This is a genomic window from Roseateles sp. NT4 (assembly GCF_051857475.1).
GTDB lineage: Bacteria > Pseudomonadota > Gammaproteobacteria > Burkholderiales > Burkholderiaceae_C > Pelomonas.
Genome location: NZ_JBPZGZ010000006.1, coordinates 219,201 through 243,616 on the forward strand (window position 1 = coordinate 219,201; position 24,416 = coordinate 243,616).

At 68.9% G+C, this 24,416-nt stretch carries 9 protein-coding genes; 1 reads left to right on the forward strand and 8 read right to left on the reverse strand.

Going from position 1 to position 24,416, the window contains the following annotated elements; translation table 11 throughout:
- Positions 1-32: 32 nt before the first annotated feature.
- Genes ACS5PN_RS28200 through ACS5PN_RS28225 form a run of 6 tightly spaced genes read right to left on the reverse strand, consistent with a single transcriptional unit; the run spans position 33 to position 9,835 of the window.
- Positions 33-2,273, reverse strand: a complete 2,241-nt coding sequence (locus tag ACS5PN_RS28200) for a hypothetical protein (protein WP_439467365.1) — start codon at positions 2,271-2,273, stop codon at positions 33-35.
- Positions 2,274-2,299: 26 nt separating this feature from the next.
- A complete protein-coding gene (locus tag ACS5PN_RS28205) occupies positions 2,300-2,998 on the reverse strand; it encodes a CpXC domain-containing protein (RefSeq protein WP_439467366.1) in 699 nt (232 codons plus the stop codon).
- Positions 2,999-3,010: 12 nt separating this feature from the next.
- Entirely contained in the window at positions 3,011-5,155 is a 2,145-nt protein-coding gene (locus ACS5PN_RS28210) for a hypothetical protein (protein WP_439467367.1), read from the reverse strand.
- 12 nt (positions 5,156-5,167) lie between these two features.
- Positions 5,168-5,857 (reverse strand): CpXC domain-containing protein, encoded by a 690-nt coding sequence (locus ACS5PN_RS28215; protein WP_439467368.1) that lies wholly within the window; start codon positions 5,855-5,857, stop codon positions 5,168-5,170.
- Between the two features lie 2 nt (positions 5,858-5,859).
- The gene (locus ACS5PN_RS28220; protein WP_439467369.1) at positions 5,860-8,070 is read right to left on the reverse strand and encodes a hypothetical protein; all 2,211 of its coding nucleotides are present in this window, start codon (positions 8,068-8,070) and stop codon (positions 5,860-5,862) included.
- A 13-nt stretch (positions 8,071-8,083) separates the two neighbouring features.
- Complete coding sequence (locus ACS5PN_RS28225) at positions 8,084-9,835, reverse strand: hypothetical protein (protein WP_439467370.1); 1,752 nt, start codon at positions 9,833-9,835, stop codon at positions 8,084-8,086.
- A gap of 127 nt (positions 9,836-9,962) precedes the next feature.
- On the opposite strand from ACS5PN_RS28225, the gene ACS5PN_RS28230 reads away from it, so the two are divergent.
- Entirely contained in the window at positions 9,963-11,141 is a 1,179-nt protein-coding gene (locus ACS5PN_RS28230) for a hypothetical protein (protein WP_439467371.1), read from the forward strand.
- A gap of 165 nt (positions 11,142-11,306) precedes the next feature.
- On the opposite strand, the gene ACS5PN_RS28235 is transcribed toward ACS5PN_RS28230, so the two are convergent.
- Both ACS5PN_RS28235 and ACS5PN_RS28240 read right to left on the reverse strand, forming a co-directional pair.
- Positions 11,307-12,722, reverse strand: a complete 1,416-nt coding sequence (locus ACS5PN_RS28235) for a caspase family protein (RefSeq protein WP_439467372.1) — start codon at positions 12,720-12,722, stop codon at positions 11,307-11,309.
- Entirely contained in the window at positions 12,719-24,415 is an 11,697-nt protein-coding gene (locus ACS5PN_RS28240; protein WP_439467373.1) for a two-partner secretion domain-containing protein, read from the reverse strand. The genes ACS5PN_RS28235 and ACS5PN_RS28240 overlap by 4 nt, the downstream gene beginning before the upstream one ends.
- Between the last annotated feature and the right edge of the window lies 1 nt (position 24,416).

A 24,416-nucleotide genomic window follows, 5' to 3' on the forward strand; every position in this document is an offset into this window, starting at 1 on the left:
GGGCGCCCGGCCTCACGGCCCGGCGGCGCCGTTCAGCTCGCGGGCCGGAAATACTGGCGCTCGGTGTCCAGGTCGACGTGCTGCGCGTCCTGGAACTCGCCGAGGTGGCGCACGCGGTGATTGAACTCGATGCTGAACTGCGTGATCAGCGTGCGCAGCTCGGCCACGCTGCCGACGTTGAACATCGTCTTCACGTCGTCCACGGCCAGCTCGGCCTTGGCGTCGCCCGGGATGCTGGATGACTTGCGCAGCTTGACCAGCTGCGTGTCGATCCTGGCTTGCAGATCGCGCGGCGAGGCGGCCTTGGCGCGCGTGCACAGCGCAAAGGGCTCGCCCGACAGCAGCTTCGTCGCCACCGCGTCATCCTTGTACTTTTCCTGCAGCATGGCCGCGCCATCGAGCATGCGCGACAGGTATTTGGAGGCATGCACGAAGGCCTCGCCGGTGGCACGGCGGCGCTCGGTGCCGGGCGCCGCGGCCTTCTCGGCATGCTCCATGTGCTTCATGTCCTTGTAGAAGTCGGCCAGCTGCTCGTTGGTGGACTGCAGCAGCTCGGCGGGCTTGATCTTGCCGAGCACCGCCGCCTTCTTCTCGGGCGTCGAGGCCTGGGCGCCGGCCACGATGTGGGTGATGGCGCCCTGGCTCATATAGGCCTCGTTGGCGAAGACGATGTTGGTGAACTGGGCCTGCTTGATGCGCGCCTTCAGCGCATTGATCTCGGCGGCCCAGACCGCATGGGTCTTGCCCGCGTGCACCTGGGCGCAGTCCGGCCCCTCCTGCGCGTGGCCGGCCTCGGCGGCATCGACGCGGGCCTGGTCCTCGCGCAGCCGGGTCATGCGTTCGGCGTACTGGTCGTCGGTGGCGTCCATGACCTCGTCGGGGAACTTCTCCTCCATCAGGTCGAGGAACTCGGGCAGCAGGGCCTGCATCTCGTGCAGATCGTGGTCCTTGCGCGCCTGCTCGAAGCGTTCCTTGGCCGCGTCGAAGGCCTTGAAGTTCGCCGCCTCGTTGGCCGTTGGCTGGCGCTTCTTCAGCAGTGCAGCCCGCGCGGCCTCGATCTTCGTCTCGATGGCCTCGACCTTTTCCTGCGCCGTCAGCAGATAGACCGCCTCGGCCTCCTCGAAGCGCTGCTGGATGCGCTGGCGGTCCTCCTTGGTCTTCATGCTGTCGCGCAACTCCTGCCACATCGCCGTGAAGCTGGCCTCATCGAGAAAGCGGCGCTGCTTCATCAGCGTGGCCACGTCCTGGTCGATGCCGCTCATGTTGGCCATGGGGCCGGTGGGCTCGTCGATGTCGCGGTCCTGGGGCGTCGCTTCGCGGCCCTGGGTCATGTTGTCCTCGATGGCGCGGTAGTCGCGGGCATAGAGGTTGGTGTCGAAGACCCGGCCCGGCGGGCGGCCGAACTTGCGCTTGATCTCGGTGTTGAAGCGGCTCATGGCCTTGACGTCATCGCCCGGCGGCGTGGACGCGACCGTGATGTCGAGGTCGGACTCGATGTCCTCGCTGCCGCTGCTCTTGAACATCAGACCCGACTTGGGGAAGGCCGCATGCAGCTGGGCGATCAGGCCGTCGACGACATGGCGGCGGAACTGGTAGAGCTTCCACATCACGTCGTCGGTGACGGTCTTCTGCTCCACGAGGCCAGGCAGCTCGACCTCCTGGCCGGACTTGCGCAGGTCCTTGAACTCGAACCAGGTGTATTGGTTGAAGGCCGCGGCGCAAACGGCGGCCGTCCATTCCTTGGCCGACTTGTTGTCGGTGAAGCTGACCTTGGCCGGCGATGGCGTGATGGGCAGCTGCAGGGCGCCCGCCTGCTTTAGCACGGCGTCGAGCTCGGCCGCGCGCTTGTGCTCCTGCGCGGCCAGCTCACGCAGCTTCTTCAGGTCGACCGGGTCCTTGGCCGTCAGCTGGGCCATGGCCTGCTTGATGCGGCCGCGCTCGGTCTCGGACTTCTTGCGCGCCGCCTCGACCTCCTCGGCCTGCTCCTTCTGCTGCGTGACGATGAGCCGCTTCAGCGGCTCCAACGCATCCACCAGCGGCTGCCGGTGCGACTGCACGACCTTGCTCGTACCGCCCAGACCGGCCGTCGACTTGAGGGCCTTCTCGGCTTCGTTGCGGACCTTGATCAGCTGGGCCAGCTCATCGGTGTGCTGGGCGGCCTGGATCGAACCCAGATGCATGTCCAGCAGCGCAATAGCGTCCTCGTCCTCGGTGAGGCCTTCGGACGCCGCGGCGATGGCTTCCAGCACCTCGCGCAGCTTGGTCTTGGGCATGGTCAGCTCCGTGAGTGGGTGTGCGCTCAGGCTTCTTCTTCGGCCGGCACCAGGATGCGGTTGACGTCGACATAGGCGCCGCCGCTCAGTTCCGCACGCGCCTCGACCCAGCCCTTGCCCTTGTCCTTGGCGATCTCGTCATAGAGCTTGCGCGGCACGGCGATGCTCTCCAACGCCAGGTCGCCGCCCGACAGGGCCCATGTCAGCTCCAGCGCGTCGGTCGTCGCCGCGGTCAGGCGCAGCTCCATGTCGTCGCCCAGGGGCATGTCCTCGACGGCGCGCATGACGGCCAGCTTGGTCAGCTCCAGGGCCACGTCATCCAGTCCGTGCTCGGCGCACAACAGCTTCTCGCGGAAGGCCGCCCAGCCGAACGCCAGGCGGGATTGCATGGCGGCGCCAAGTTCGCGCGCATCGACGGCCGCTTCCTCGCCATAGCCGCGCTCGAAGGCCTGCTGGGCCAGTTCCTCGGTCGGCGCCCATTCGGCCAGGCGTTCGGCCGGCCGCACGAGGATCCACTGGCCGCGGCCGGCATCCACATAGGTCAGGTCGGGCTGGACGCGGAAGTCCTTGCCGCAGGCCTCGCAGCGGCCGCGCTGGTAGCTGTCATCGAGGACGGCCTGGCGCAGGTCGGGACGGCGGTCGGCATTGATGCTGGCGACGATGCCCATTTCCAGCGCGGCGCCACACCCGCCGCAGGAGAAGCTCTGGGAATAAAGACGTGACATGGGGATCTCCGATCAACGCTTGGCGCGCTTGGCCGCCTCGGTGGATTGCTGGTCTTTGGTCAGCAGGGCGTGCAGGGGGTGGCTATCCTTGAGCTTCTTGACGAAGAAGGCCGCATAGGCTTCGGCATACCACTCGCCATCGGCGCGGAACTGGTAGTCGGTGATCTTGGACGAGCGCGCCGACAGCGCATAGCTGACCCAGTTGTCGTCACCGTCGTAGGACTGCTGGAAGACCGAGCTCCCGATGGCCCATTTCGACGCGCCGGAATCTCCCTTGTCCCAGAGACCGGAGTCGCTGTTCTTCAGCCGGATGTTCTCGGCATGCGTCACCGCGGCATGCTTGGCCAGCTTCTTCCAGTCGGGCTTGTCGCCAGCCTTGATCTCCTTGGTGACGTCGCCTTCGTCCTGCGGCTTCTTCTTCTGCAGCACGGCCTTCAGATAGGCCTTCAGGAAGGACTTCTGGCCCTGGTCGGCGCAGTCCTTGAAGAAGCCCAGCATGTCGCCCAGCACCTGGGCAATCTCGTCGACCGTGTGCTTCTGCCAGCCGCCGAAGGTGACGTTGCCAGCCTTGCCGGCCATGAACTGCTTCTTGTCGTCCACCGAATGGCCGACCTCGTGCAAGGTCAGCACGTCGAAGATCGAGATGTCCTTGCCGTGGGTCACCTTGCCGATCAGCTTCTCCGGCAGCACGCGCACGCCGAAGCTCAGCAGCGAATCGACAAAGCCGGTGCGCGGCACCTCGAGATTGATCTTCCCCGTGCCGTCGGTGTAGTCGCCCTGCGGCATCAGCTTGGTGCGCTCGCGGTTGATGTTCTTGAGCATGGGGTTGTCCAGCGTGTGCGACGCCGGCACCATGCCCAGCGCCTTGTACAGGCGCGGCAGATATTTGGTGGTGTTGTCATCGGGCTTGTTGGACAGGCTGGTGCCGAAGCGGGCCGTGATGGCCGCGCGCACGAAACGCTTGTTCTCGGCGCCTTTGGCCTTGCCGCCCAGGTCGCTGACCATGGCGTCCAGCAGCTCGGCGCCGCCGGGCTCATCGCCCAGGGCCGTCATGGCCTCCGGGTCGTGCTCGAGCATGGCCATGGCCTTGGCGCGCGCCGCCTTGGGCGTCTTGGTCCCCGCCTCGACCAGGCCCTTCACCGCCGCCTTGCGCACCGCCACGATGGCGTCGTCGATGGGATCGAAGGTCGCCATTGCCGCGGCACATTCGTCGTCGGAGTCGACGCGCTTCATGGCCTGCTCTGCACGGTCCAGGGCCGTCTTCAGCGGCTTGGCATCGACACCCGAAAACGCGCCGCCGCCGATGCCGTCAAGCAGCTTCTTTGCAGGACCCTGCCGCTTGTGGAAAGCATCCGTCAACGCGGCCAGGATCTGCCCCTGGCGCTTCGGGATATCGGCCTTGAGGGCCTTGGCGACGCCGTTGGCGAACAGGTAGTTGCCGTCCTCCTCGTTCTTCAGCATGCGGTCGCGCGCCGTCGTGTACGACTCGACCGGCTGCTTGAAGACGTCCAGGATCGGGTTGCCGTACTTGTGCGCCGCCAACGCGGCATCCAGCTTCTCCATGGCCGGCTTCAGCTCGGCCTTGGCCACCAGGTAGTCCTTCCTGGCCTTGTCATTGACCGGCGAGAAAGCCTTGTCGAAGGCCTTCAGGTCCTGCTCGACCAGATCCAGCACCTCGTTGGCCTTCTCGAAGTCCGGGCCCTTCTTGAGGCCCTGCAACTCCGTGTTGTTTTTCCTCAGGCTGCTGGCGGCAGATTTGAAGCCCTCGTCCTGTACACCGATGTAGCGGCTGGCCTCGAGCTCGCCCACCAGCTTCTCGACGCGCGCGCCGAGCTGGGCCCAGCGCTTCTCGAAGCGGCCTTTCTCCTCGGTGGCCTGGCCGTCAATCAGGCGCTCCAGCGGTCCCAGGGCCTTCTCGAGCGGATCGGCATGCGAACGCGCCAGCATGCTCTCGGCGCGCACCTTGAAGGTGGTCGCCAGCGCCTTGCGGGCGTCGTCGCGAACCTTGACCAGGCGTTCCAGCGCGTCGGTGTGCTGGCATTCCTGCACCAGGCCCAGATGCAGGTCCAGCAGCGCAACGGCGTCTTTCTCGCTGGTGATGCCCGGACCCGTGGACCCGATGGCTTCCAGAACTTCCCGCAGACTTGTTTTCGGCATTTTGTTTTCCTATCAATCGGCCGTCGGCACGAGCAAGCGGTGCACATCGACAAAGGGGCCGGCCGTCAGTTCGCCGCGCAGGGCCGCCCAGGGTTTCTGGTTGGCCGCGATGTCGTCGTAGACCTGCCGCGGCACCAGCAGCTCGTCCTCGACCCCTTCCGACGTGGCATGGACCCAGCAGAACACCAGCTGCTCGTCGCCCACCTCGGTAAGGCGCAGCTCGACGTCGTCGGAGAGGCGCAGTTGCGGCTGGCTGCGGATCAGCGCCAGCTTGGTCAGCTCGAGCACGACGTCGTCCAGATCGTGCTCGGTGCACAGCACCTTCTCGCGCAGCGCCGGCCAGCCAAAGGTGACGCGCGCCTGCAGGCCGGCGCCCAGGGTTTGCGCGGCCGGCATGGCGCGCTGGCCGTAGGCCATGTCGAAGGTGGTGCGGGCCGACTGCTCGAGCTCGGGCCAGAGCGTCAGGTTCTCGGCCGGCTGGAGCAGCAGCCACAGCTTGCGGCTCATGTCGAGGAAGGTCAGCACCGGCTCGATGCGGAAGCCTTCGCCACAGTGCGGGCAGGTTTCGCGCTGCAGGTTGTCGTCGAGGACGGCCTGGCGCAGGTCGGGGCGGCGGTCGGCGTAGACGCTGTAGACCACGTCGACGTCCGACACCTCGCCGCAGTGGGGGCAGGTGACTGCCTCGGTCTGGAGCAGGGACATGATCAGGCGGCCTTCGCTTTGAGCGGGTGGTCGGCGGGCAGTTGCGTCTGCAGCCAGGTGTAGAGCGGATGGCCGGTCTTCAGCTTCTTCAGGAAGAAGGCGGAATAGGCCTCGGCGAACCACTCGCCCGGCGCGCGAAACTGGTAGGAGCTGATGCCCTCACCGCGGGCGCCCAGGTCATAGCTGACCCATTTGCCCCGATAGGCCTCTTGATAGACCCGCTTGTCGGACAGGGCCTGGGCCGTCGCGCTGCTGGCACCGCCCTCCCACAGGCCGGTGGACGAGCCCTTGAGCCGCACCGCCTCGCACCACTTCACGGCATCGTCCTTGGCCAGCGCAGCCCAGTCCAGGCCCTCGGGGGCTGCATCGATCTTGGCCTCGGCAAGCGCTTCCTTGACGGCATCGGCCGCCGTCTTGCCGTCCAGGATGAGGGTGGTCACCTGCAGCAGCAGGTTCTTCACGTCGGCGTCCTTGGACTTGGACTTGCCGACCGCCGCCTTGGCGAACTTGGCCTTGGCGGCGTCGACCTTCTTGGTCTCGGCGGGGGTCGTGGGCTTGGGCTTTTGCTTGAGCGCTGTGGCGGCTTCCACCGCAGCTTTGAGAGCGGCATCGGCGAGCAGATCCTCGCGGCTGATCTTGCCGGCACCGGCGGCCTTGGCGGCGTTGCCCTTCAAGGCGGCGGCGAGATAGCCTTTCAGGAAGGCTGGCGAGCAGCCGGCCTTCTCCCACTTCGAGGCGAACTTGAACTTGGTATCCGCGTACAGCGTGGCGGCGATGCCCTCGGGCGTGAGGTCCTGCGCCCAGCCGCCGTGCTGCGTCTCCTTGCCCCTGGCCCCATCCATGAAGTTCTCTTTGGCATCCACGGCATGGCCGATCTCGTGCAAGGTGTGGGCATCGAAGGCCGGCACCTTGGTCTTCTTGCCCGCGTCGGGGTCGAAGCTCGAGGTGTCGGCGTTCCAGCCGGTGCGCTTGCAGGTGATGACGACCTTCTTCTGGCCCAGCTCGTATTGAGAAGCATCGCCTTCGCGACGGCGTTCGACCTTCTTCAGCAGGTGGTTGTCCTGCGCATGGCTGGCCGGCACCATGCCCATGACCTTGTACAAACGCGGCAGAGCCTTGGTGCTCAGGATGCCCGTCAGGCCTTCTTCCTCGAGGCCGTAGCGGGCGATGACGGCCTGCTTGACGAAGGCCTTCTGGCCATCGCCAGCCTTGCCGCCCAGGGACTCGACCAGTTCATCGAGCAGCTTCTCGCCTTCAGGCTTCTTGGCGACCAGGGCCTTCAACATGCCGGGGTCCTTGTCGACAAAGGCCATGGCTTGCTTCAGCACCTCGGCCTTGGGCGTCTTCGCGTCCAGCAAGGCGTTGGCGCTGGCCTCGCGCAGTTCGCCGCGCGCCGCCTCCATGGCTTCCAGGGCCTCGTAGGCGGTGGCGAAGTCGTCGTCCTGGTTGGCCTGGTTGGCACGGGCCAGGGCGGCCTTCACCTTCTCCGCGGGCTTCTTGAAGGCCTCGCCCCTGTAGGCGTCGACCGACTGCGCAATCTTCTCCGCGTTCTTCAGCTTGGCGTCGAGCTGCGGCAGCGCATTGTTGATGGCCTTGATGCCCTCGATGACCTTGGTCAGCGCGGACATGGCGCGCAGATAGTCGCCCGATTCCTCGGCCAGCTTCAGCCGCGGCCTTTCCGCGCTGTACATATCCCAGGCTGCCTTCAGGTCGGCCGGCGGCGGCGAGCCGAAGTCGGCCTGGTCGAAGCGGTCGATGTCCTTGGCCTGCTTGGCGCGCTGGTCCTTGAAAGGCTTCTCGTAGCCTTTCGCTTTCGTCGTGGCCAGGCCGTCGATCTTCAGCTGCTCGTCGGCCACGTCCTTCTCGAGCTGGCGCAACTTGACCAGCCAGGGGTCGAAGTCGCGCGGCGTCGATTCCAGCACCGGCGTGAGCTCGTCGGACAGCACCTGACGGCGCCGCTTCAGCTCGCCGACGGCCTCGGCCTCGTCGGGCAGCATTTCGGCGTCGGCGCTGAGCCCTTTGAGCTGTTGGGCCAGCTTCTGCAGCACGGCGCCCGCGTCGACCTTGGGCGGCGGCGGCTTGCTGGACTCGCTGGCCTTGGGGACTTCGACCGTCTGGCTGTTGATGGCCTGCAGCACTTCGCCCACGCTGCTCTTGCGGCGAACGGGCGTACTGTCGGATGAACTTCCCAGATGCTCGGGGGGACGTGACATGGGCTGCGAGCGATCAGGCGGCGATGGCGTCGCGCAGCTTGCCCAGCGCACCCAGCAGCGGCGTGCGGATGTCCTCGGCCAGTTCGCAGACGTCGGTGACGACGTCGTCGTCCTTCAGCCAGCGCTCCAGCTCCTTGACCTGCTGCACCGTGGACGGCGCTTCGGTCAGGTTCTTGATGACGGCCTGCAGCTCGATGATGGCCTTGGCCGAACTGGCGTGCTTGGCGCTGGCGACCTGGGTGGCCACCGCCTTCAGCGAGGTCACGGCCGCGGCGCGGCGGGTCTTCCACTCGTCCAGGGCCTGGGCAGCGCCCTGGCCGCCACCGTTGCTGGTCGTCGTCGGCGCGGCGCCGCCGTCCTTGCCCAGCAGGGCCTGGATGGCGTCCAGCACCTTGCCGGCGTCGGCAAACTTGCTCTTGCCGGTCAGCTCGGTGATCTTCTCCAGGCCCAGCTTGATGCGGGCCTTCTCCGGGCCGGCCAGGCCGGCCTTGATGGCCGCGCCCATGGCCGCCATGCGCTTGGTGAAGGCCGCGCCCGGCTTCTCTTCCGTCTCGCTCTCGTTGGCCTCGTCTTCTTCCTGCACCGGATGCCGCACGGGCTTGCCGCCGCTGGCGCTCGTCTCCTCGCCCTCCGCCTCGTCGGTTTCCTCGTCCAGCGTGTCGTTGCCGCCGCCATCATCGGCATGCAGCAGCGCTTCCATCTCGTCGAGGGCCTCGTCGGCCTCATCCGCCTTGCCGGCCTTGATGAGCTCAGTGATGCTGGCGTACAGCGTCTTGATCTGCGCCTGGGCCGGACCGGCCAGGCCCTTCTTGATGTCGTCCGCCATGTCGGCGCGGCGCTTGGAGACCTCGGCCGTGGTCAGGCCCGAGCCGGCGCTCGCGGCCTGCTTCAGCAGGTCGTCGGGGATGTCCTCGCCGCCATCGCCTTCCTCGACCTGGCCGTTGGACTTGCGCACCCGCATCTTCAGGTTGAGCTTGAACTGCTTCTTCAACCAGAGCTGGATCTTCTTCAGGATGGTGCCCGACAGCTTGTCGCTGACGAAGGTGAGCGACTTGTTCTCCCACACCACCTGGGCCTTGGGGTCCTTCAGCACCTTGTAGGGGGCTTCGCCGGGCAGCAGGCCCTTGAGCAGCTTTTCCTGGGCCGGGCCGACGGCATAGGCCAGGGCCAAGCCGGTCGTCTTCTTGCCCTGCACGATCATGAAGCGCACGGTCTTGGGCGCGCCGCCGGGCTTGACCATCAGGCCGATGGTCGACAGCAGGCGGCTCTTGGCCATGGCCACCAGCTTGGGCGGCGGGCCGCCGGTGCCGGCCTTCTTCTGCTCGGCGGCCAGCTTGTCGCCCTTGGCCTTCAGCGCCTTCTTCGCGGCTTCCACCGACGCATTGACCTCGTCGCGGTGCTCCTTGGCCGCCTTGACGATGGCCGCCACCGCCGTCAGCGGCTCCTTCGGGAAGGCCTTGTCCTTCTTGGCCTCGGTCTCGAAGCTGGTGGCCGATTTCTCGACGGCCTGCAGCTGGGCCAGCAGGGCCTTGATGGGACCGCCGACCGCCTTGTCCAGCTCGCCGGTGACCGCGGCGATCTCGCCTTCGGAGTCGTAGTTGCCGGCGTCGAACTCGTCCCAGTCGACGGCGCCATTGAGCTTGGCCAGTTCCTTGAGCTCGTCAGGGAGCTTGGTGGCGGGCGCCTTGGCAGCCTTGGCCAGGGCGGACTTCTGCTTGTCCCAGGAGGCCGCGGTGAGCGCTGCCGGCAGTTTGACTTGAGCCATCGTCGTGATCCTCGGTGATCGTCGTGGCCCATTGAGTGACGCGGCGGCGCCGCGAGTTCCCTCGGGAACTTCCCCGGCCACCGCGTCACACAGATTCAACGCACGGACAGCCGCAACCGGAATCCCCATGGGCAAGAAGACCATCACCATCACCGAGGACATTCCAGGCACGGCCGACCTCAAGCCGCCCAAGCTGGAGCTGACCTACGAGGTCGAAAGCTCGGGCAGCGAGGAGCATGAGCGGGTCAAGTTTGACTACATCGTCAAGAACTTCGAAGCCGCCATGCGCAAGAAGTTCCGCAAGCAGATCGACGCCTTCGCCGTGCCCCTGCAGTCCATGCAGAAGGACATCGACAAGCTCAGGGCGTCGTACCACGCAGCGACCACGGCCACCGATCCCTTCAAGCTGAAGGAAGAGATCGACAAGGCCGTCGACCTGAAGAAGGCCCTGGACGAGCAGCTCAAGGACTACGCCACCTACATCGCCGCGGCCGTGCACAACATGGCCCAGCAGCAGATCCTGGCCTGGGCGCCGACGCTGGAGAAGGAGGCGGAGGACGCCGCCAAGAAGAAGATCAAGAGCGACATCAAGTGGAAGAAGGTGCGCCACGTCGTGGGCGCCGTCGTCAAGGGCGTGCTGATCCTCGGCGGCGCGGCCGCGGCCATCGCGCTGAGTGTCATGACCCTGGGCGCAGCCACACCGCTGATCGCCGCCGTGGGCGTGGCCTTCGCCAGCATGGGCGGCCTGCACGCCCTCTACAAGGTCGGCACCGACATCAAAGGCAAGTACGACCTGGAGAAGCGCGCCCTGGTCAACCTGGAGAACGACCTCAAGGCCGTGCTCACGCACCTGGGCAGCATCATCAGCAAGAGCGCCGGCATGCCCAAGCACCTGGACGACGCCTCGCGCCTGTGCACCGAGCGCCGCGTGCTGATCCAGGAAGCCCGCAGCAAGCTGGACGAACTCGGCAACAAGGCCAAGGAGGCCGACGCCAAGCTGACCCAGCTCAAGTCCGTGGGCGACCTCAAGGGCATTGCCAAGCAGGCCGCCACGGTCAAGAAGATCGCCGAGGAACAGGTCAAGTCGCAGAAGTTCCTCGACTCCGCCCTGGCACGCGACAAGGCCTTCGAGGAGTTCATCGACAAGGCCCGCGTCGTCATGGGCGACCTGACCAAGATCCCGGTCGTGCCGGCCCGCACGCTGACGGAATCCATCAAGCAGTACGTCAACACCGACCTGCTGTCCACGGCCGTCGATTCGGTCAGCTCCATCGGCAAGCTCGGCGCCGCCATGAAGGCCAGCTAGACCAGGAGGCCCCTCGCCTGGTCAGGCGGCGCTGAAAGCGCGTCTGCCCAGTCGGTCCCCCGAGGGGACGGCGATGCTTGCCGGGTCGACCGGCAAGCACATCGCCAACCGGGCCGGCTCGGGAGCGGCCCAGCGCTCGGCCCGAATACCAAGCAGCCGTGCTCGTTACTTGCGGACGTTGTCCAGATCGGGCGGCGGGGTGTAGCCGAGGTCGCGGGCTCGGGCCTCGAACTGCGAGGCCAGCAAGGGCTGGCCGGTGTTGCGGAAATGCAGGGCCAGCTCGTAGCTGGCAATGCCGTTGCCCAGGGCGACGGCGAACTGCATCCAGCCTTCGTAACGCGACTGCGTGGCCGACGCGCCGCCATAGCCGCTGCCGAAGCTGGCGCCGCTGCTGCCGCCCTTGGAGCGCCAGGCCATGCGGGCCGCCGCGTCCTTGTCGCCGCGGCCGCAGCGCAGCAGGTCCTGGCGCTGGTCGGTGGGCATGTCGTCGTTCAGCGCAAAGGCGGCACGGTAGAGGCGCACATCGCTGCGCTGCAAGGCCTTGACCGCCGTGCGCGCGCCGTCGCGTGCGACCTGCACGCCCGGCGCGAAGGGGCTCTCGGGCCGCGCCTTCAGGAAGGCCTCGGCCACCTGCAGCACCTCGGCCGGCCAGGCCAGCTTCTCCAGCTTCTTCAGCTCGGCCTCTTCGTCGATGTCGGGCACGGCGGGCGTGGCCGCGCCGGCGCGCTTGGGCTCGACGGTCAGGCGCACGCGGGTGTGGTCGGCGATGAAGGGGTCTTGCGCCAGCTGGCGGATGGCGGCCACCGGGTGGTTGAGCATGGTCTCGCGCACATCGCTGCGCACCAGCTGCATCAGCTCGGGGAAGGTGGTCTGGTCGGACACGCTGCCCATCAGCTTGACCAGGCTGCCCGTGTAGAAGGTGTTCTGCGTCTCGACAGCCGGCGCGATGGCCGGCTTGCCGGCGCCGGTGGAGAAGGTGATGAGGCAGCCGGGCGGCGCCTCGACCTGGTTGAGGCCGACCACCTCGCCGGCGCGCAGCCCCGTGCGGCAGGCGTCGACGACGGCGATGACCATGCCGTCGCGCCGCGGCGGCAGGCGGCGCACCACGTCGCTGAGCAATTGCACGCTGCTGTTCTGCAGCAGCTCGCCCTTGGACGACGGATTGAGCCCGGCCGGCAGCAGCAGATTGGACGCGTCCACCTGCACACCATGGCCACTGAAGTAGAAGAACACCGTCGCATCCGCGGGGCTGGCCGCCGCCTCGGCGATGAAGGCCTCCAGCGCGCGGCGCGCGGCCGGCAGGTCCAGGTCCAGGGCCGACGTGACCTTGAAGCCGCGCCTCTCCAGCACCGCCTCCAGGTCGCGCAGGTTCTTCGGGATCGGCGGCAGGTCGAAGGGCTGCGGGTAGTTGCGGTTGCCCAGCAGCAGGGCCAGGCGGATCTCGGTGCTGGGCAGCTGCGAGTCGGCGGCGGCATCGGCGCGCGCGATCGGGCGCACGGCCAGGCCGGTGGCCAGCAGCGAGCCCCACAGGAAGCGGCGGCGGGCCAGGCGCGGAACAGGGGAGGCAGACGAAAGGCTCATGGATTCGCAGGCTTGCAGCTCAGCACCGGCTGGGCCGCGGGGTCGCACAGCTCGGGCGGCTTGGCGCCTTCACTGCCTTGGGTGGACGGCCGACCAGGGCCGACCTCGGCGATGACGCCGGAACGCAGGCGCACCGTCACGTTCTCGGTGCGCACGGTCTCCTGGAAGCGGGCACGGCGGGCGTCCTCGGCGTCGCCGTTGATGGAGGACAGGGCTCCGGAGGCCGCCGGCGTCAGCGGCAAGACGCCGTTATAGACCACCGGGATCTCCGTTGCCTGACTGGCCCCATCGTGGAAGAAGCGATAGCCCGGGCCGCCACTGGCCGGCGCGCTGCCGACCTCGGGGCCGACCAGCACGACAGCCGTGGAACCCTGGGCGCCGGCCTTGGGCAGCAGGCTCACATAGCCGGCATTCGGCCCCGTCGTGCGATTGCCCGTCACCGTCGCGCCGACCTCGACGCGGATGGGCTGGCCATTGATGGAGCCGAAGCTGCCGGGCGTGCCGAACGCACCGGGGGCCAGCTCCAGCACCAGGGATGGCGCCGACAGGGCCTTGCCCAGCACGATCTCGTCGAAGGGCATGCGGGCGACCAGCTTGGCGTCGCCCGCCGTGGCGAGCTGGTCGGCGCGGATATAGATCAGGTCGGCCTCGATGCCGCCGCCTCCCACCATGACCTGCTGGCCTGACACCTTGACCTGCGACTGCACGGCCTGGCCGGCCTTGGCATTGGGCGCCCAGGCGGTGTTGAAGTTCGCGCCGCTGAGGACCGACAACTGGCCCTTGAAGCTGTTGGCATCCTGGCCCAGCACGACCGAGCCGCCGCCGCTGGCCTGCACCTCGAGCTTGGCGTTCTCGGCCACCGTGATGGTGCTGGCACTGCCCTGCTGCACCGTCGCTTCGGCGATGGCCAGGGGCAGACCAGCCACCGGCACCTGGGCGGTCCCCTGCGCGGTGGCCTTGGCATCGTCGGGCGCGGCCTTGGCCACCAGGGCCAGGCTGCCACCGGTGAGCTGCAGCTTGCCGTTGACAGCCAGACGGTCGGCCTCGATGCGGCCACCGTTGCTGAGGTTCACATCACCGAGCTGCAGGCTGTCCTTGACCGTCACCAGGGCCTGGCCGCCGGCAAGGCCCAAGGGCGCGCCGCCGAACTGGTTGCTGCTGCGGCTGGCGTCGATCAGCGTGCCGGTCAACGTCAAGCCGGCCGGATTGCTCAGGGTCAGGCTGCCGGTGTAGACCTGCTCGGCCTGGGTGGTCAGGTTGCCGGCCAGCTTGACGCTGCCAGCCGCCTGCAACGAGGCGATGGTCTCGTTGCCGCCGAGCTGCAGCTGGGCGGCGGCGGCCACCTGCACGGCACTGGCATCGGACAGGCGCTCCGCCGCCGTCGTGATCAGGCTGCCGCCCAGGACCTGAGTGGCACCGCTGTAGTTGCTGGTGGCATTGTTCAGCGTCACCTGGCCCTGGGTGATGACGACGCTGCCGCGACCGCTGATGGCCTGGTCCAGCGTCAGCGCGTCGCTGCGCGACAGGCGCAGCTCGCCCTGGTTCTGGATCTCGCCCGCACCCAGGGCGCCATTGCCGCTCAGCTGCAGCGCGCCGGCCTCGATGACGGTGGTGCCCGCATTGCCCTGCGCCGCCGTCAGCGTCAGCGTGCCGCGGCCCTGCTTGATGAGGCCGCCGCTGCCGCTGGCGACACCGTCGAAGCGGCTGTCGCCGCCATCGGCACCGGCCGCCAGGGACGCGCCATTCAGCACCAGGCTGCCGTTGCCGCTCAACGAAGCGACGGTCTGGCGGGCATTGACCTGGACCTGGGCCGGGGCATCGATGACGAGGGCACTGGTGGCGGCCAGGGCCTGGGCGGCGGCCAGCACCAGGCTGCCACCGCTGGCGCGCGTCGCGCCGCTGTAGAGGTTGGCGCCGCCCAGCGTGAAGCTGCCGCTGCCCGCCTTGGTCAGGCCGCCGCTGCCGGCCATGACGCCGTCGAAACGGCTGCTGCGGCCGCTGGCGCCGAGGGTCAGCGTGTTGGTGTTGAGCTGCACCTGGCCGGTGCCGCTGAGGGCGCCGAGTTCGATGTCGGTCAGCAGCTCCAGCGTCGCGCCCGTGGCCACACTGACGCCCGCGGACGTCGGCACGACCGGGCCCGTCGCGGCGCCAGCCGCCAGCGGCGTGACAGCCCCCGGGCCTTCGAGCTGCAGCGTGCCGGCATTGGCCTGCAGATCGCCCGCCAGCGTGTTGTGGCCCGCCAGCGTGAAGGTGCCGGTGCCCAGCTTGGCCAGGCCGCCGGGACCGATGATGGAACCGTCCCAGCGCGTGCTGCTGCCGTTGCTGCCGACACCCAGCAGCGGCGCCTGCACGTCCACCGTGCCCGCACCGGCAAGCGACCCGAGGTTGAGGCTTTGCTGCACCGTCAGCGTGGCGTTGGCATCCACCGTCACGGCCGTGATGTCGTTCAGCGCCGTGGCGCTGGCCAGCACCAGCTCACCCGCCGCCACGCGCGTCGCGCCGGTATGGAGATTGCTGCCGCTCAGCGTGAAGCGGCCGTTGCCGAGCTTGGTCAGGCCGCCGCTGCCGTTGAAGCTGCCGCTGAAGCTGCTGTCCTTGCCGTCAGCCCCGGTCGAGAGGATGAAGCTGCCGAGTTCGACGCGACCGGCGCCGCTCAGCGAGCCGGCGGTCTGGTCCCGGCCCAGGCTCAGCACGGCGCCACCGGCCAGCTGGATGGCACTGGCCGAGGACAGCGAGCCGAGGCCGGTGGCCCGCAGCGTGCCAGAGGCGATGTCGGTGAGGCCGCTGTAGTGGTTGCTGCCGGAGAGCGTCAGCGTGCCGGTGCCGACGATGCCCAGGCCGAAGCCGGCCCCGCCATCATCGATGCTGCCGCTGATCGTCAGCCCGCCCGCACCGGGCTGGAAGCGCGTTAAGGCTTTCAGCGTGACCGCACCAGCCAGGGTACCGGTGCCCGAGCCGTTCAGCACCTTGCCGCCCTTGGCGATCAGCTCGGCGTTCATGACGGCTCCGTCGCGCAGGTCCAGTTGGCCGTTGGCGCCCAGCTGCACCGGGCCGCTGCCGGCCTGGGCTGTCGCGCCTTGCAGCACGACGGTGCCGGACTCGATGCGCGTGCCGCCGCTGTAGGTCTGCGCCGCCGTGATGGTCAGGTTACCGCTGCCCTTCATGACCAGCTCACCCGCGCCCGACAGGGGACCTGTCAGACGGATGGCGCCAGCCCCGCCCAGCTCCAGACGCCGGGACACGCTGCTGGCATTGATGGTGTAGTCGCCGAGGCTGGCCAGGCTGGCGATGCCGGCGCTCTGGATGGTGAAGGCGCGCAGGTTGTTGTCGGTGCGGTTCAGCGTGACGTCGCCGCCGCCGGCCTTCAGCGTCGTCAGGCCGGACACCGACAGCGCGCCGCTCTGCGTGATGGCGGCGCCGGTCGCGGCGGTGTCGGCCGTCAGGCTGCCGTAGCTGCCGCCGCCCAGTTCCAGCGCGCCGGCCGAGGTGATTTCCAGCTGGCCGGCATCGCCGCTGACCTTGAGGCCGTCGTGGCGGGTGCCATCGCCGTCGCGCAACTGCACCAGGCCGAAGCTGCCGCCGCCCACGCCCCTGAGTTGGACCTCCTTGAAGTCATTGCCTGCGGTCCGGGTGGCCATGTCGACCGTCACTCCCGCGCCGCCATTGGCAATCAGCGTCATCAGGCCGCTGACCTCCAGCGGCCCGGTCAACACGATGCCCCGGCCCGCGCCGGCGGTCAGCGTGGTGCTGTGGCCACCGCCCAGCGTCAGCACGCCGCCGCTGTTCAGCGTCAGCGTCGTCACGTCGCCGCTGAAGCTCAGATCCAGCGCACTGCTGATATTGGCGCTGGCGAAGCTGCCGCCATTGATGCCGCGCATGGTGATGCCACCGACCAGCTGGTTGCCCGCCTGGTCCAGCACCAGGCTGGCCAGGCTGCCGTCGGCGACGAAATTGGCCACGCCGATGACCGTCATCGCACCCGACTGGCTGATGGTGCTGCCGCGCGTGGTGGCCGTGAGTTCGCCGCTCACGGTGCCGCCGCCGAGGTCGAGATCGCCGCCGGCGCTGGCCCTGAGGTCATGCGCGGTGAAGCTGCTCAGATGCAGGGCGCCGCCGTTGTTCAGCGTCACATCGCCGCCGCTCACGTTGACCGCGCCGGCGAAGGCATTGCCCGCTTCGCCGAGATTGATGTTGGCGCCGCCCGCATTCAGCGTGGCCGTCCCGCCCACCGCCAGACCGCCGGCGGCCTGCGACATGTTGCTGGCACTCGTGGCGTTGAGGTTGCCGCTCACCGTGCCTGTGCCGAGGCGCAGCGTGCTGGCCGACGAGACCGTCAGCCCCGTCACGTTGAGGTTGCCCAGACTGAGCGCACCGGTGCCGGTGATGAGGGTGGTGCCACCGTGCAGGTCCACGCTGCCGGTGAAGGCATTGCCGGCCTGGCCCAGCGTGATGCTGGCGCTGCCGGCATTGAAGCTGGAGGTGCCGGTCACCGACAGGGCGCCGGTCTGGCTGATGGCCCCGGTGCTGACGGCGCTCAGCGCACCGCCGACGCTGCCGCTGCCCAGATCCAGCGTGCCGCTGGCGTTCAGCGTCAGGCCGGCAGTGGCCAGCGTGCCCAGGCGCAGATTGCCGGCGTTCGTCAGCGAGCTGGTGCCGCCGCTCAGATTGACGGTGCCATTGAAGTGATTGGCCTGCGTCATCGTGATGCCGGTGCTGGCCTGCAGCGTGGCATTGCCGGCGACGGTGAGGCCGCCGGCGATCTGTGTGATGGCGCCGCCCAGGGCCTTGGCCGTCAGCGTGCCGCTAAGGCTGCCGCTGCCCAGCACGATGCCGCCGTTGCTGGTGGCGTCCAGGCTGTTGAAGCTCAGCGTGCCGAAGTTCAGGCTGGGCTGGTTGAAGATGGTCACCGCATTGCCGGTCAGGCTCAGCGCACCGAGGAACTGGTTGCCCGAGTTGGACAGCGTGATGTTGCCGCTGCCCGAGGTGAAGCCGGCGGCGCCGGTCACGTGCAAGGCCCCGGTCTGGGTGATGGCGCCATTGCCGCTGTTGGCGACGAGGTCGCCGGCGACGCTGCCCTGGCCCAGGTTCAGCGGGCCGGTGGCGCGCACCGTCAGGTCGCCTGTGTCCAGCGCGCCCAGGGTCAGGCCGGCTGAGGTCCGCACGTCGGTGGCGCCGCCCTTGAGCGTGACCAGGCCACTGAGCAGATTGCTGCTGTCGTTCAGCGTGATGGCGGCGCTGCCAGCATCCACGTTCAGCGCGCCGGTCAGGCTCAGCGGCGAACCCTGGGTCACGGCGCCGCCGGCCTTCAACACGAGGGAGCGGATGCCGACCGATCCCAGCGCGATGGCGCCACTGCCGGTCAGGCGCACGTCGCGGCCCGTCAGGCCGACCGCGCCCGTCCAGCTGTTGGCCGCGTCGTTCAGCGTGATGTCGGCCGTGCCGGCATTGATGCTGGCGGTGCCGGTCACGCTCAGGCCACCCGCCGCCTGGGTGATGACGCCATTGCCGCTGGTGGCGCTCAGGTTGCCGCTGATCGTGCCGTGGCCGAGGCTGGTCGCACCGGTGGCGTTCACCGTCAGGTCGCCCGTGTCCAGCGCGCCCAGGGTCAGCGCGCCGGAGGTCTTGACCTGGGTCGCGCCGCCCTTCAGCGCGACCGTGCCGCCCAGCTGGTTGCCGTTGTTGGCCAGGTTGATGGCACCACTGCCCGCATCCACGCTCAGGGCGCCGGTCACGCCGATGGTGGCGCCCGCGCCCTGGCTGACCGCACCACTGGTCGTCAACGCGAGCGCCGTCGCGCTGACATGGGCCAGGGTGACGGCGCTGCTGCCCTTGAACACCAGGTTCCTGCCGGCCAGCGCGACCGCACCGCCCCAGCTGTTGCCAAGGTTGTCCAGCGTGATGTCGGCACCGCCGGCATCGAAGCTGGCGACGCCCGTCACGCCCAGCGGGCCGCCGGACTGCGTGATCGCGCCGGTGCTGGTGGCGCCGAGGCTGCCGGTGATGCTGCCGCCGCCCACGACGAGGGCACCGAGGTTGTTGATCAGCGTGTCGCCACCGGTTAGGGAGACCGCGCCGGTGAACTGGTTGGCCGCCGCGTTCAGCGTGATGGCCTGGTTGCCGGCCGCGGTGAAGCTGCTGGTGCCGCCGACGCTGATGCGGCCGCCGGTCTGGTCGATGGTGCCGGTGGCGGCGTCCGTCGTGGTCACGACGAGGGCGCCGCTGGCCGTGATGTCATGGCCCAGCGTGGCCGACTGGCCCTTGAGCGTGATCGCGCCGCCCTTGAGCGTGCCGAAGGTGGCGAAGACGCCGCCGCTGGACAGGGTCAGCGCTTCGGTGCCGGTGTCGATATTGCTCGTGCCGGCCGGCAGCACGAGGGTACCGCCGGCTTCCAGCTCCAGGCCCTTGTTGGGCGTCTGGGTCAGGGCAAAGAGGTTGAGGTTGGCGGCACTGCGCAGCGACAGCGCGCCGCTGGTGGCCGTGATGGCGCCCTGCAGGTCGTTGCCGGTCTGGTTCAGCGTGATGTCGGCGCTGCCGGCGTCCAGGGTCGTGGCGCCGGTCAGCGTCAGCCCACCGGTTTGGGTGATGGCGCGACCGTTGCTGATCGCATTCAGCGTGCCGTTGACCGTCCCCTGGCCCAGGTTGAGGGCGCCACTCGACGTGACCGTCAGGTCCCCTGTGTTCAGCGTGCCCAGGGTCAGGGCGCCACTGTCGGTCACGCCACTCGTGGCGCCGCTGAGGCTGACAGCCCCGGTGAAATGGTTGCCCGCCTGGTTCAGGATGATGTTGGAGCCGCCGGCCGATACCGTGGTGGCGCCAGTCGCCTGGATGATGCCGCCGGTCTGGTTGACGTCGCCGCTGGCCGTCGTCAGTTTCAGCGTGCCGCTGGCCGTGATGTTCTGGCCGAGGCTGAGGCCGGTCTGGGCGTTCAGCTCGACGTTGTGGCCGGCGACGACGCCGCCCATGGTGAAGCTGGCGCCGCTGGTCAGCACCAGGTCGGCCGTGCCGGTGTTGATGCTGGCGACCGGGCCGAGGATGAGGTTGGCGCCGGCCGACAGCGTCAGCGCGCGGTTGGCGGGCTGGGTCAGGCTGAGGATCTCGAGGTCGCCGCCGGAGCGCAGGTCCAGCGAGTTGCCGACGAGGTGGAGGCCATGCCACTGGTTGCTGGTGTTGGGCAGGCTGATGTCGCCCGCCGTGGTAGCGTTCAGCGTTGCGATGCCGCTGACCGACAGCGCGCCGGTCTGGCTGATGGCACCACCACTGCTGCTGGCGCCCAGCGTGCCGGTGATGCTGCCGCTGCCGAGGTTGAGCGCGCCGCCGCCCGTGCTGACGCTGAGGTCGTGGGTACTCAGCGTGCCCAGGGTCAGCGCGTTGCTGCCGGCGTTGGCGAGCTGGGTGCTGCCGGTGGTGGTGACGCTGACGGCGCCCTGCAGGTTGTTGCCCGAGATCAGCGTGATGTTGCCGCTGCCATTGCTCAGGGCCGTGGTGCCCGTCACCGTCAGCGCCCCGCTCTGGGTGAGGGTGCCGGTGCCCGTCGTCGTGGCGCTGAGGTTGCCGGTGACGCTGCCGCTGCCCAGCACCAGATGGGCGTTGGCGGTGCTGGCCGTCAGCGCACGCGTGCTCAGCGTGCCCAGGGTCAGCGCACGGCCGCTGCCGTTGGCAATCTGCGTCGCGCCCGTCGTCGTGATGCCGACGACACCCTGCAGATCGTTGGCCGCGTTCAGCGTGATATTGCCGCTGCCATTGCTCAATCCCGTGGTGCCGGTCACCGTCAGCGCGCCGCTCTGGGCGATGGCGCCGGTGCCGGTGGTGGTGGCGCTGAGATTGCCGTTGACACTGCCGCTGCCCAGGCCCAGTGCCGCATTGCTCGTGCTCACCGTCAGGGCACGAACGCTGAGCGTGCCCAGCGTCAATGCATTGCCGCTGGCATTGCTGAGTTGCGTCGTGCCCGTCGTCGTGACGCTGACAGCGCCCTGCAGGTTGTTGCCCGAGATCAGCGTGATGTTGCCGCTGCCATTGCTGAGGCTGCTGGTGCCGGTGACCGCGAGGGCACCGCTTTGCGTGAGACGGCCCGTGCCCGTCGTCGTCGCGCTGAGGTTGCCGCCCACCGTGCCGCTGCCGAGGTCGATGTCGGCATTGCTGGTGCTGACCGTCAGCGCGCCGCTGTTCAGCGTGCCCAGCAGCAAGTCCTTGCCGTTGCCGTTGACGATCTGGCTGCTGCCGGTGCTGGTGACGCTCACCACGCCCTGCAGGTCGTTGGCCGCTGCCAGCGTGATGCCGCCGCTGCCGCTGCTGAGGCCGCTGGTGCCGGTCACCGTCAGCACACCGCCTTGCGTGATCGCGCCGGTGCCGGTCGTCGTCGCGCTGAGGTTGCCGTTGATGGCGCCGCTGCCCAGGCCCAGATCGGCGCCGCTGGTGCTGACCGTCAGGTCGCGCACGCTCAGCGTGCCCAGGGTCAGGGCCTTGCCGCTGCCGTTGGCGATCTGCGTCGTGCCGGTGGTCGTGACGCTGACGGCGCCCTGCAGGTCGTTGGCCGAGCTCAGCGTGATGTCGCCGCTGCCATTGCTGAGGCTGCTCGTGCCCGTCACCGTCAACGCGCCACTCTGCGTGAGGGTGCCGCTGTGGGTCGTCGTCGCGCTGAGGTTGCCGCCCACGCTGCCGCTGCCCAGCACGAGATTGGCATGGTCGGCGCTGACGGTCAGGGCGCCGGTGTTCAGCGTGCCCAGGGTCAGGTTGTTGCCGTTGGCATTGCTGAGCTGGGTGGCGCCGGTGCTGGTGATGCTGACGGCGCCCTGGAAGTCGTTGCCGGCCGTGGTCAGCGTGATGTTGCCGCTGCCATTGCTCAGGCTGGTCGTGCCCGTCACGGTCAGCGTGCCGCCTTGCGTGAGGGTGCCCGTGCCGGTGGTCGTCGCGCTGAGGGCGCCGGTGACGGTGCCGCTGCCCAGGGCCAGCGCCGCGCCGCTGGTGCTGACGGTGAGGTCACGGGTGCTCAGGCTGCCCAGGGTCAGCGCCTTGCCGCTGCCGTTGCTGATCTGCGTGCTGCCGGTGGTGGTGATGTCCACCGCGCCCTGCAGGTCGTTGGCCGAGGTCAGCATGATGTTGCCGCTGCCATTGCTCAGCGTCGTGCCGCCGGTCACCGTCAGTGCGCCGGCCTGCGTGATCGTGCCGCTGCCCGTCAGCGTCGCGCTGAGGGCGCCGGTGACGGAGCCGCTGCCCAGGCCCAGGCTGCCGTTGGCGGCAGTGACGGTGAGGTCGTGGGTGTTCAGCAGGCCCAGGGTCAGCGACTTGCCGCTGCCGTTGCTGAGCTGGGTGCTGCCGGTGGAAGCGACGCCGACCGCGCCCTGCAGGTCGTTGCCGGCGGTGGTCAGCGTGATGTTGCCGCTGCCACTGTTCAGGTCGGTCGTGCCGGTCACCGTCAGTGCACCGCTCTGCGTGAGGGTGCCGGTGCCGCTGGTCGTGGCGCTGAGGTTGCCACCAATGCTGCCGCTGCCCAGGTCGAGATTGGCATTGCCGGTGCTGACGGTCAGGCCGCCGGTGCTCAGCGTGCCCAGGCTCAGCGCCTTGCCGCTGGCGTTGACGATCTGCGCGCTGCCGGTGGTCGTGAGGTTGACCGTGTTCTGCAGGTCGTTGGCCGAGGCCAGCGTGATGTTGCCGCTGCCGTTGCCCAGCGTCGTGGTGCCCGTCACCGTCAGCGCACCGCCCTGGGTGATGGTGCCGGTCGACGTCGTCGTCGCGTTGAGGCTGCCGGTGACGGTGCCGCTGCCGAGGTTCAGGTTGGCGGCCGTCGCGGTGGCCGTCAGGGCATGGGTGTTCAGCGTGCCCAGCGTCAGCGCATTGCCGCTGGCATTGCTGATCTGGCTGACGCCGGTCGTCGTCAGGCTGACGGCACCTTGCAGGTTGTTGCCGGAGGCCGTCAGCGTGATATTTCCGGAGCCCGTCGTGACGCCCGTCGTGCCGCTGACCGACAGAGCCCCGGCCTGGGTGATGGCCCCGCCGCCGCTGGTGGTGACGCTGACATTGCCTGTCACCGTGCCGCTGGGCAGCACGATGTCACCGCCGGCGCTGCCAAGGGTCATCCCCGTGCTGGTGACGCTGCCCAGCGCGATGGTGCCCGCGCCGGAGCTGGTGGCGCTGAGCGTGCCGCCGCCGGTGTTGAGGCTGCTGCCGGTGATGGCGCCGCCGGCCTGCAGGCTGACGTTCAGGGCCCCCGTGCCGGCACCGATGCTGCCCGTGCTGAACGTGATGTTGCGCAGCGCGATCAGGTTCAGCGTGGCCGCGCCGGTGGAGACGATGGCGGCCTGCACGTCGATGTCGCCCTGCTGGGCATTGGTGCCGGACGAGGTGGTCTGCACCGTCACCGACGTGCCGCCGGTCAGCGCGGTGTCGAGGGCACCGACGTCGACCACGGCCGCGTCGTCGGTGCTGGCGAAGTTCGGCGCGGCGCCGACATTGGTGTTGGTGCCGCTGTTGCTCTTGATGACGACGTCGTTGGGGTCGAGCAGCCACTGGCCCGGCCGCCCCAGCGGCGCGCTGGCATCGACGCTGCCGAGCAGGTTGAGCCGCTGCTTGCCCGAGGTCTCGATCATGCCGCCATTGCCGCCGAGCACGCCGCCGCGGGCCGAGATGCGGCCGAGCATGTCGGTCCGGCCGTCGGCCCAGACGGCGATGCGGCCGCCGTCGCCCTGGACCGTGGCATCGGCACGCAATTCGGCGCCGGCGCCTATCCAGGTCTGCTCGGCGTTGTGCTCGGTGCCGCTGCCCTGGAAGCCGCCGCCGACCTGCAGGCTGCCGCCACCCAGGCGGCCCGAAGCGTCCAGTCGCGCGCCGTCCAGCAGCGCGAGTTTCTGGCCCAGCACCGTGATGTCGCCCCCGCGTTCGCCGCTGGCGTCCAGGCTGCCGTTGACCGTGGTGATGCCGGCCGTGCCGCCATCGATGACGATGCGGCCAGCCTGCTGGCTGAAGCCCCGCGCCTGCACGATGCCGTCCATGTTCAGCACCTGGCCGGCAGCGCCGCCGCGGGCCTGGGCGCGCAGCTCGGCGCTGCCGTCGGCCCGCACGCGGCCGCTGAACTTCAGCGCCACGTCACGGTTGTCGTCGTTGCGCAGATTGAAGAGGACGAGACCGTCGCCCTCCACGTCGACCTGCACCGTGGACGCCGCCGCGAGGCCGACGCGGCGCGCCGCGATGCTGCCGCTCATGTTGAGCTGAGGCGCCACCAGGGCGACCGTGCCGCCCGGCGCGTTGATGCTGCCGTCGGCCTGCAGCGCGCCGGCATCCTTGCCCGCCGAGAAGCGGTAGTTGCCGGCGACGAAGGCGGTGTCGGACAGGTCCAGCGTGGAGGCGACCAGACCGCCCACATCCACCTGCGAGCCGCGGCCAAAGACGATGCCGCGCGGGTTGATCAGGAAGACGCGGCCATTGGCCTGCAACTGGCCGAGGATCAGCGACGGGTCACCGCCGACGACACGGTTCAGCAGCACCGAGTTGACGCCGGGCTGCTGGATGCGCAGGCCCTCGCCTGCCGCGATGGAGAAGCTCTGCCAGTTGACGATGGCCTTGTCGCTGCCCTGCTGAATCAGCCCCGGGCTGATGGCAACCTGGCCCTGCACGACCTGGGCACCCTGGGGCAATGCCTGGACCGCCGGATAGGCGACCGCAAGGCACAGGGCAAGGGCGAGAGGCTGCAGGCGGCGCATG

Coding starts and splice junctions, on each gene's coding strand:
- ACS5PN_RS28210 (WP_439467367.1), bottom strand. CDS start 5,155: ATGCCGAAAACAAGTCTGCGGGAAGTTCTGGAAGCCATCGGGTCCACG.
- ACS5PN_RS28205 (WP_439467366.1), bottom strand. CDS start 2,998: ATGTCACGTCTTTATTCCCAGAGCTTCTCCTGCGGCGGGTGTGGCGCC.
- ACS5PN_RS28220 (WP_439467369.1), bottom strand. CDS start 8,070: ATGTCACGTCCCCCCGAGCATCTGGGAAGTTCATCCGACAGTACGCCC.
- ACS5PN_RS28215 (WP_439467368.1), bottom strand. CDS start 5,857: ATGTCCCTGCTCCAGACCGAGGCAGTCACCTGCCCCCACTGCGGCGAG.
- ACS5PN_RS28235 (WP_439467372.1), bottom strand. CDS start 12,722: ATGAGCCTTTCGTCTGCCTCCCCTGTTCCGCGCCTGGCCCGCCGCCGC.
- ACS5PN_RS28240 (WP_439467373.1), bottom strand. CDS start 24,415: ATGCGCCGCCTGCAGCCTCTCGCCCTTGCCCTGTGCCTTGCGGTCGCC.
- ACS5PN_RS28230 (WP_439467371.1), top strand. CDS start 9,963: ATGGGCAAGAAGACCATCACCATCACCGAGGACATTCCAGGCACGGCC.
- ACS5PN_RS28200 (WP_439467365.1), bottom strand. CDS start 2,273: ATGCCCAAGACCAAGCTGCGCGAGGTGCTGGAAGCCATCGCCGCGGCG.
- ACS5PN_RS28225 (WP_439467370.1), bottom strand. CDS start 9,835: ATGGCTCAAGTCAAACTGCCGGCAGCGCTCACCGCGGCCTCCTGGGAC.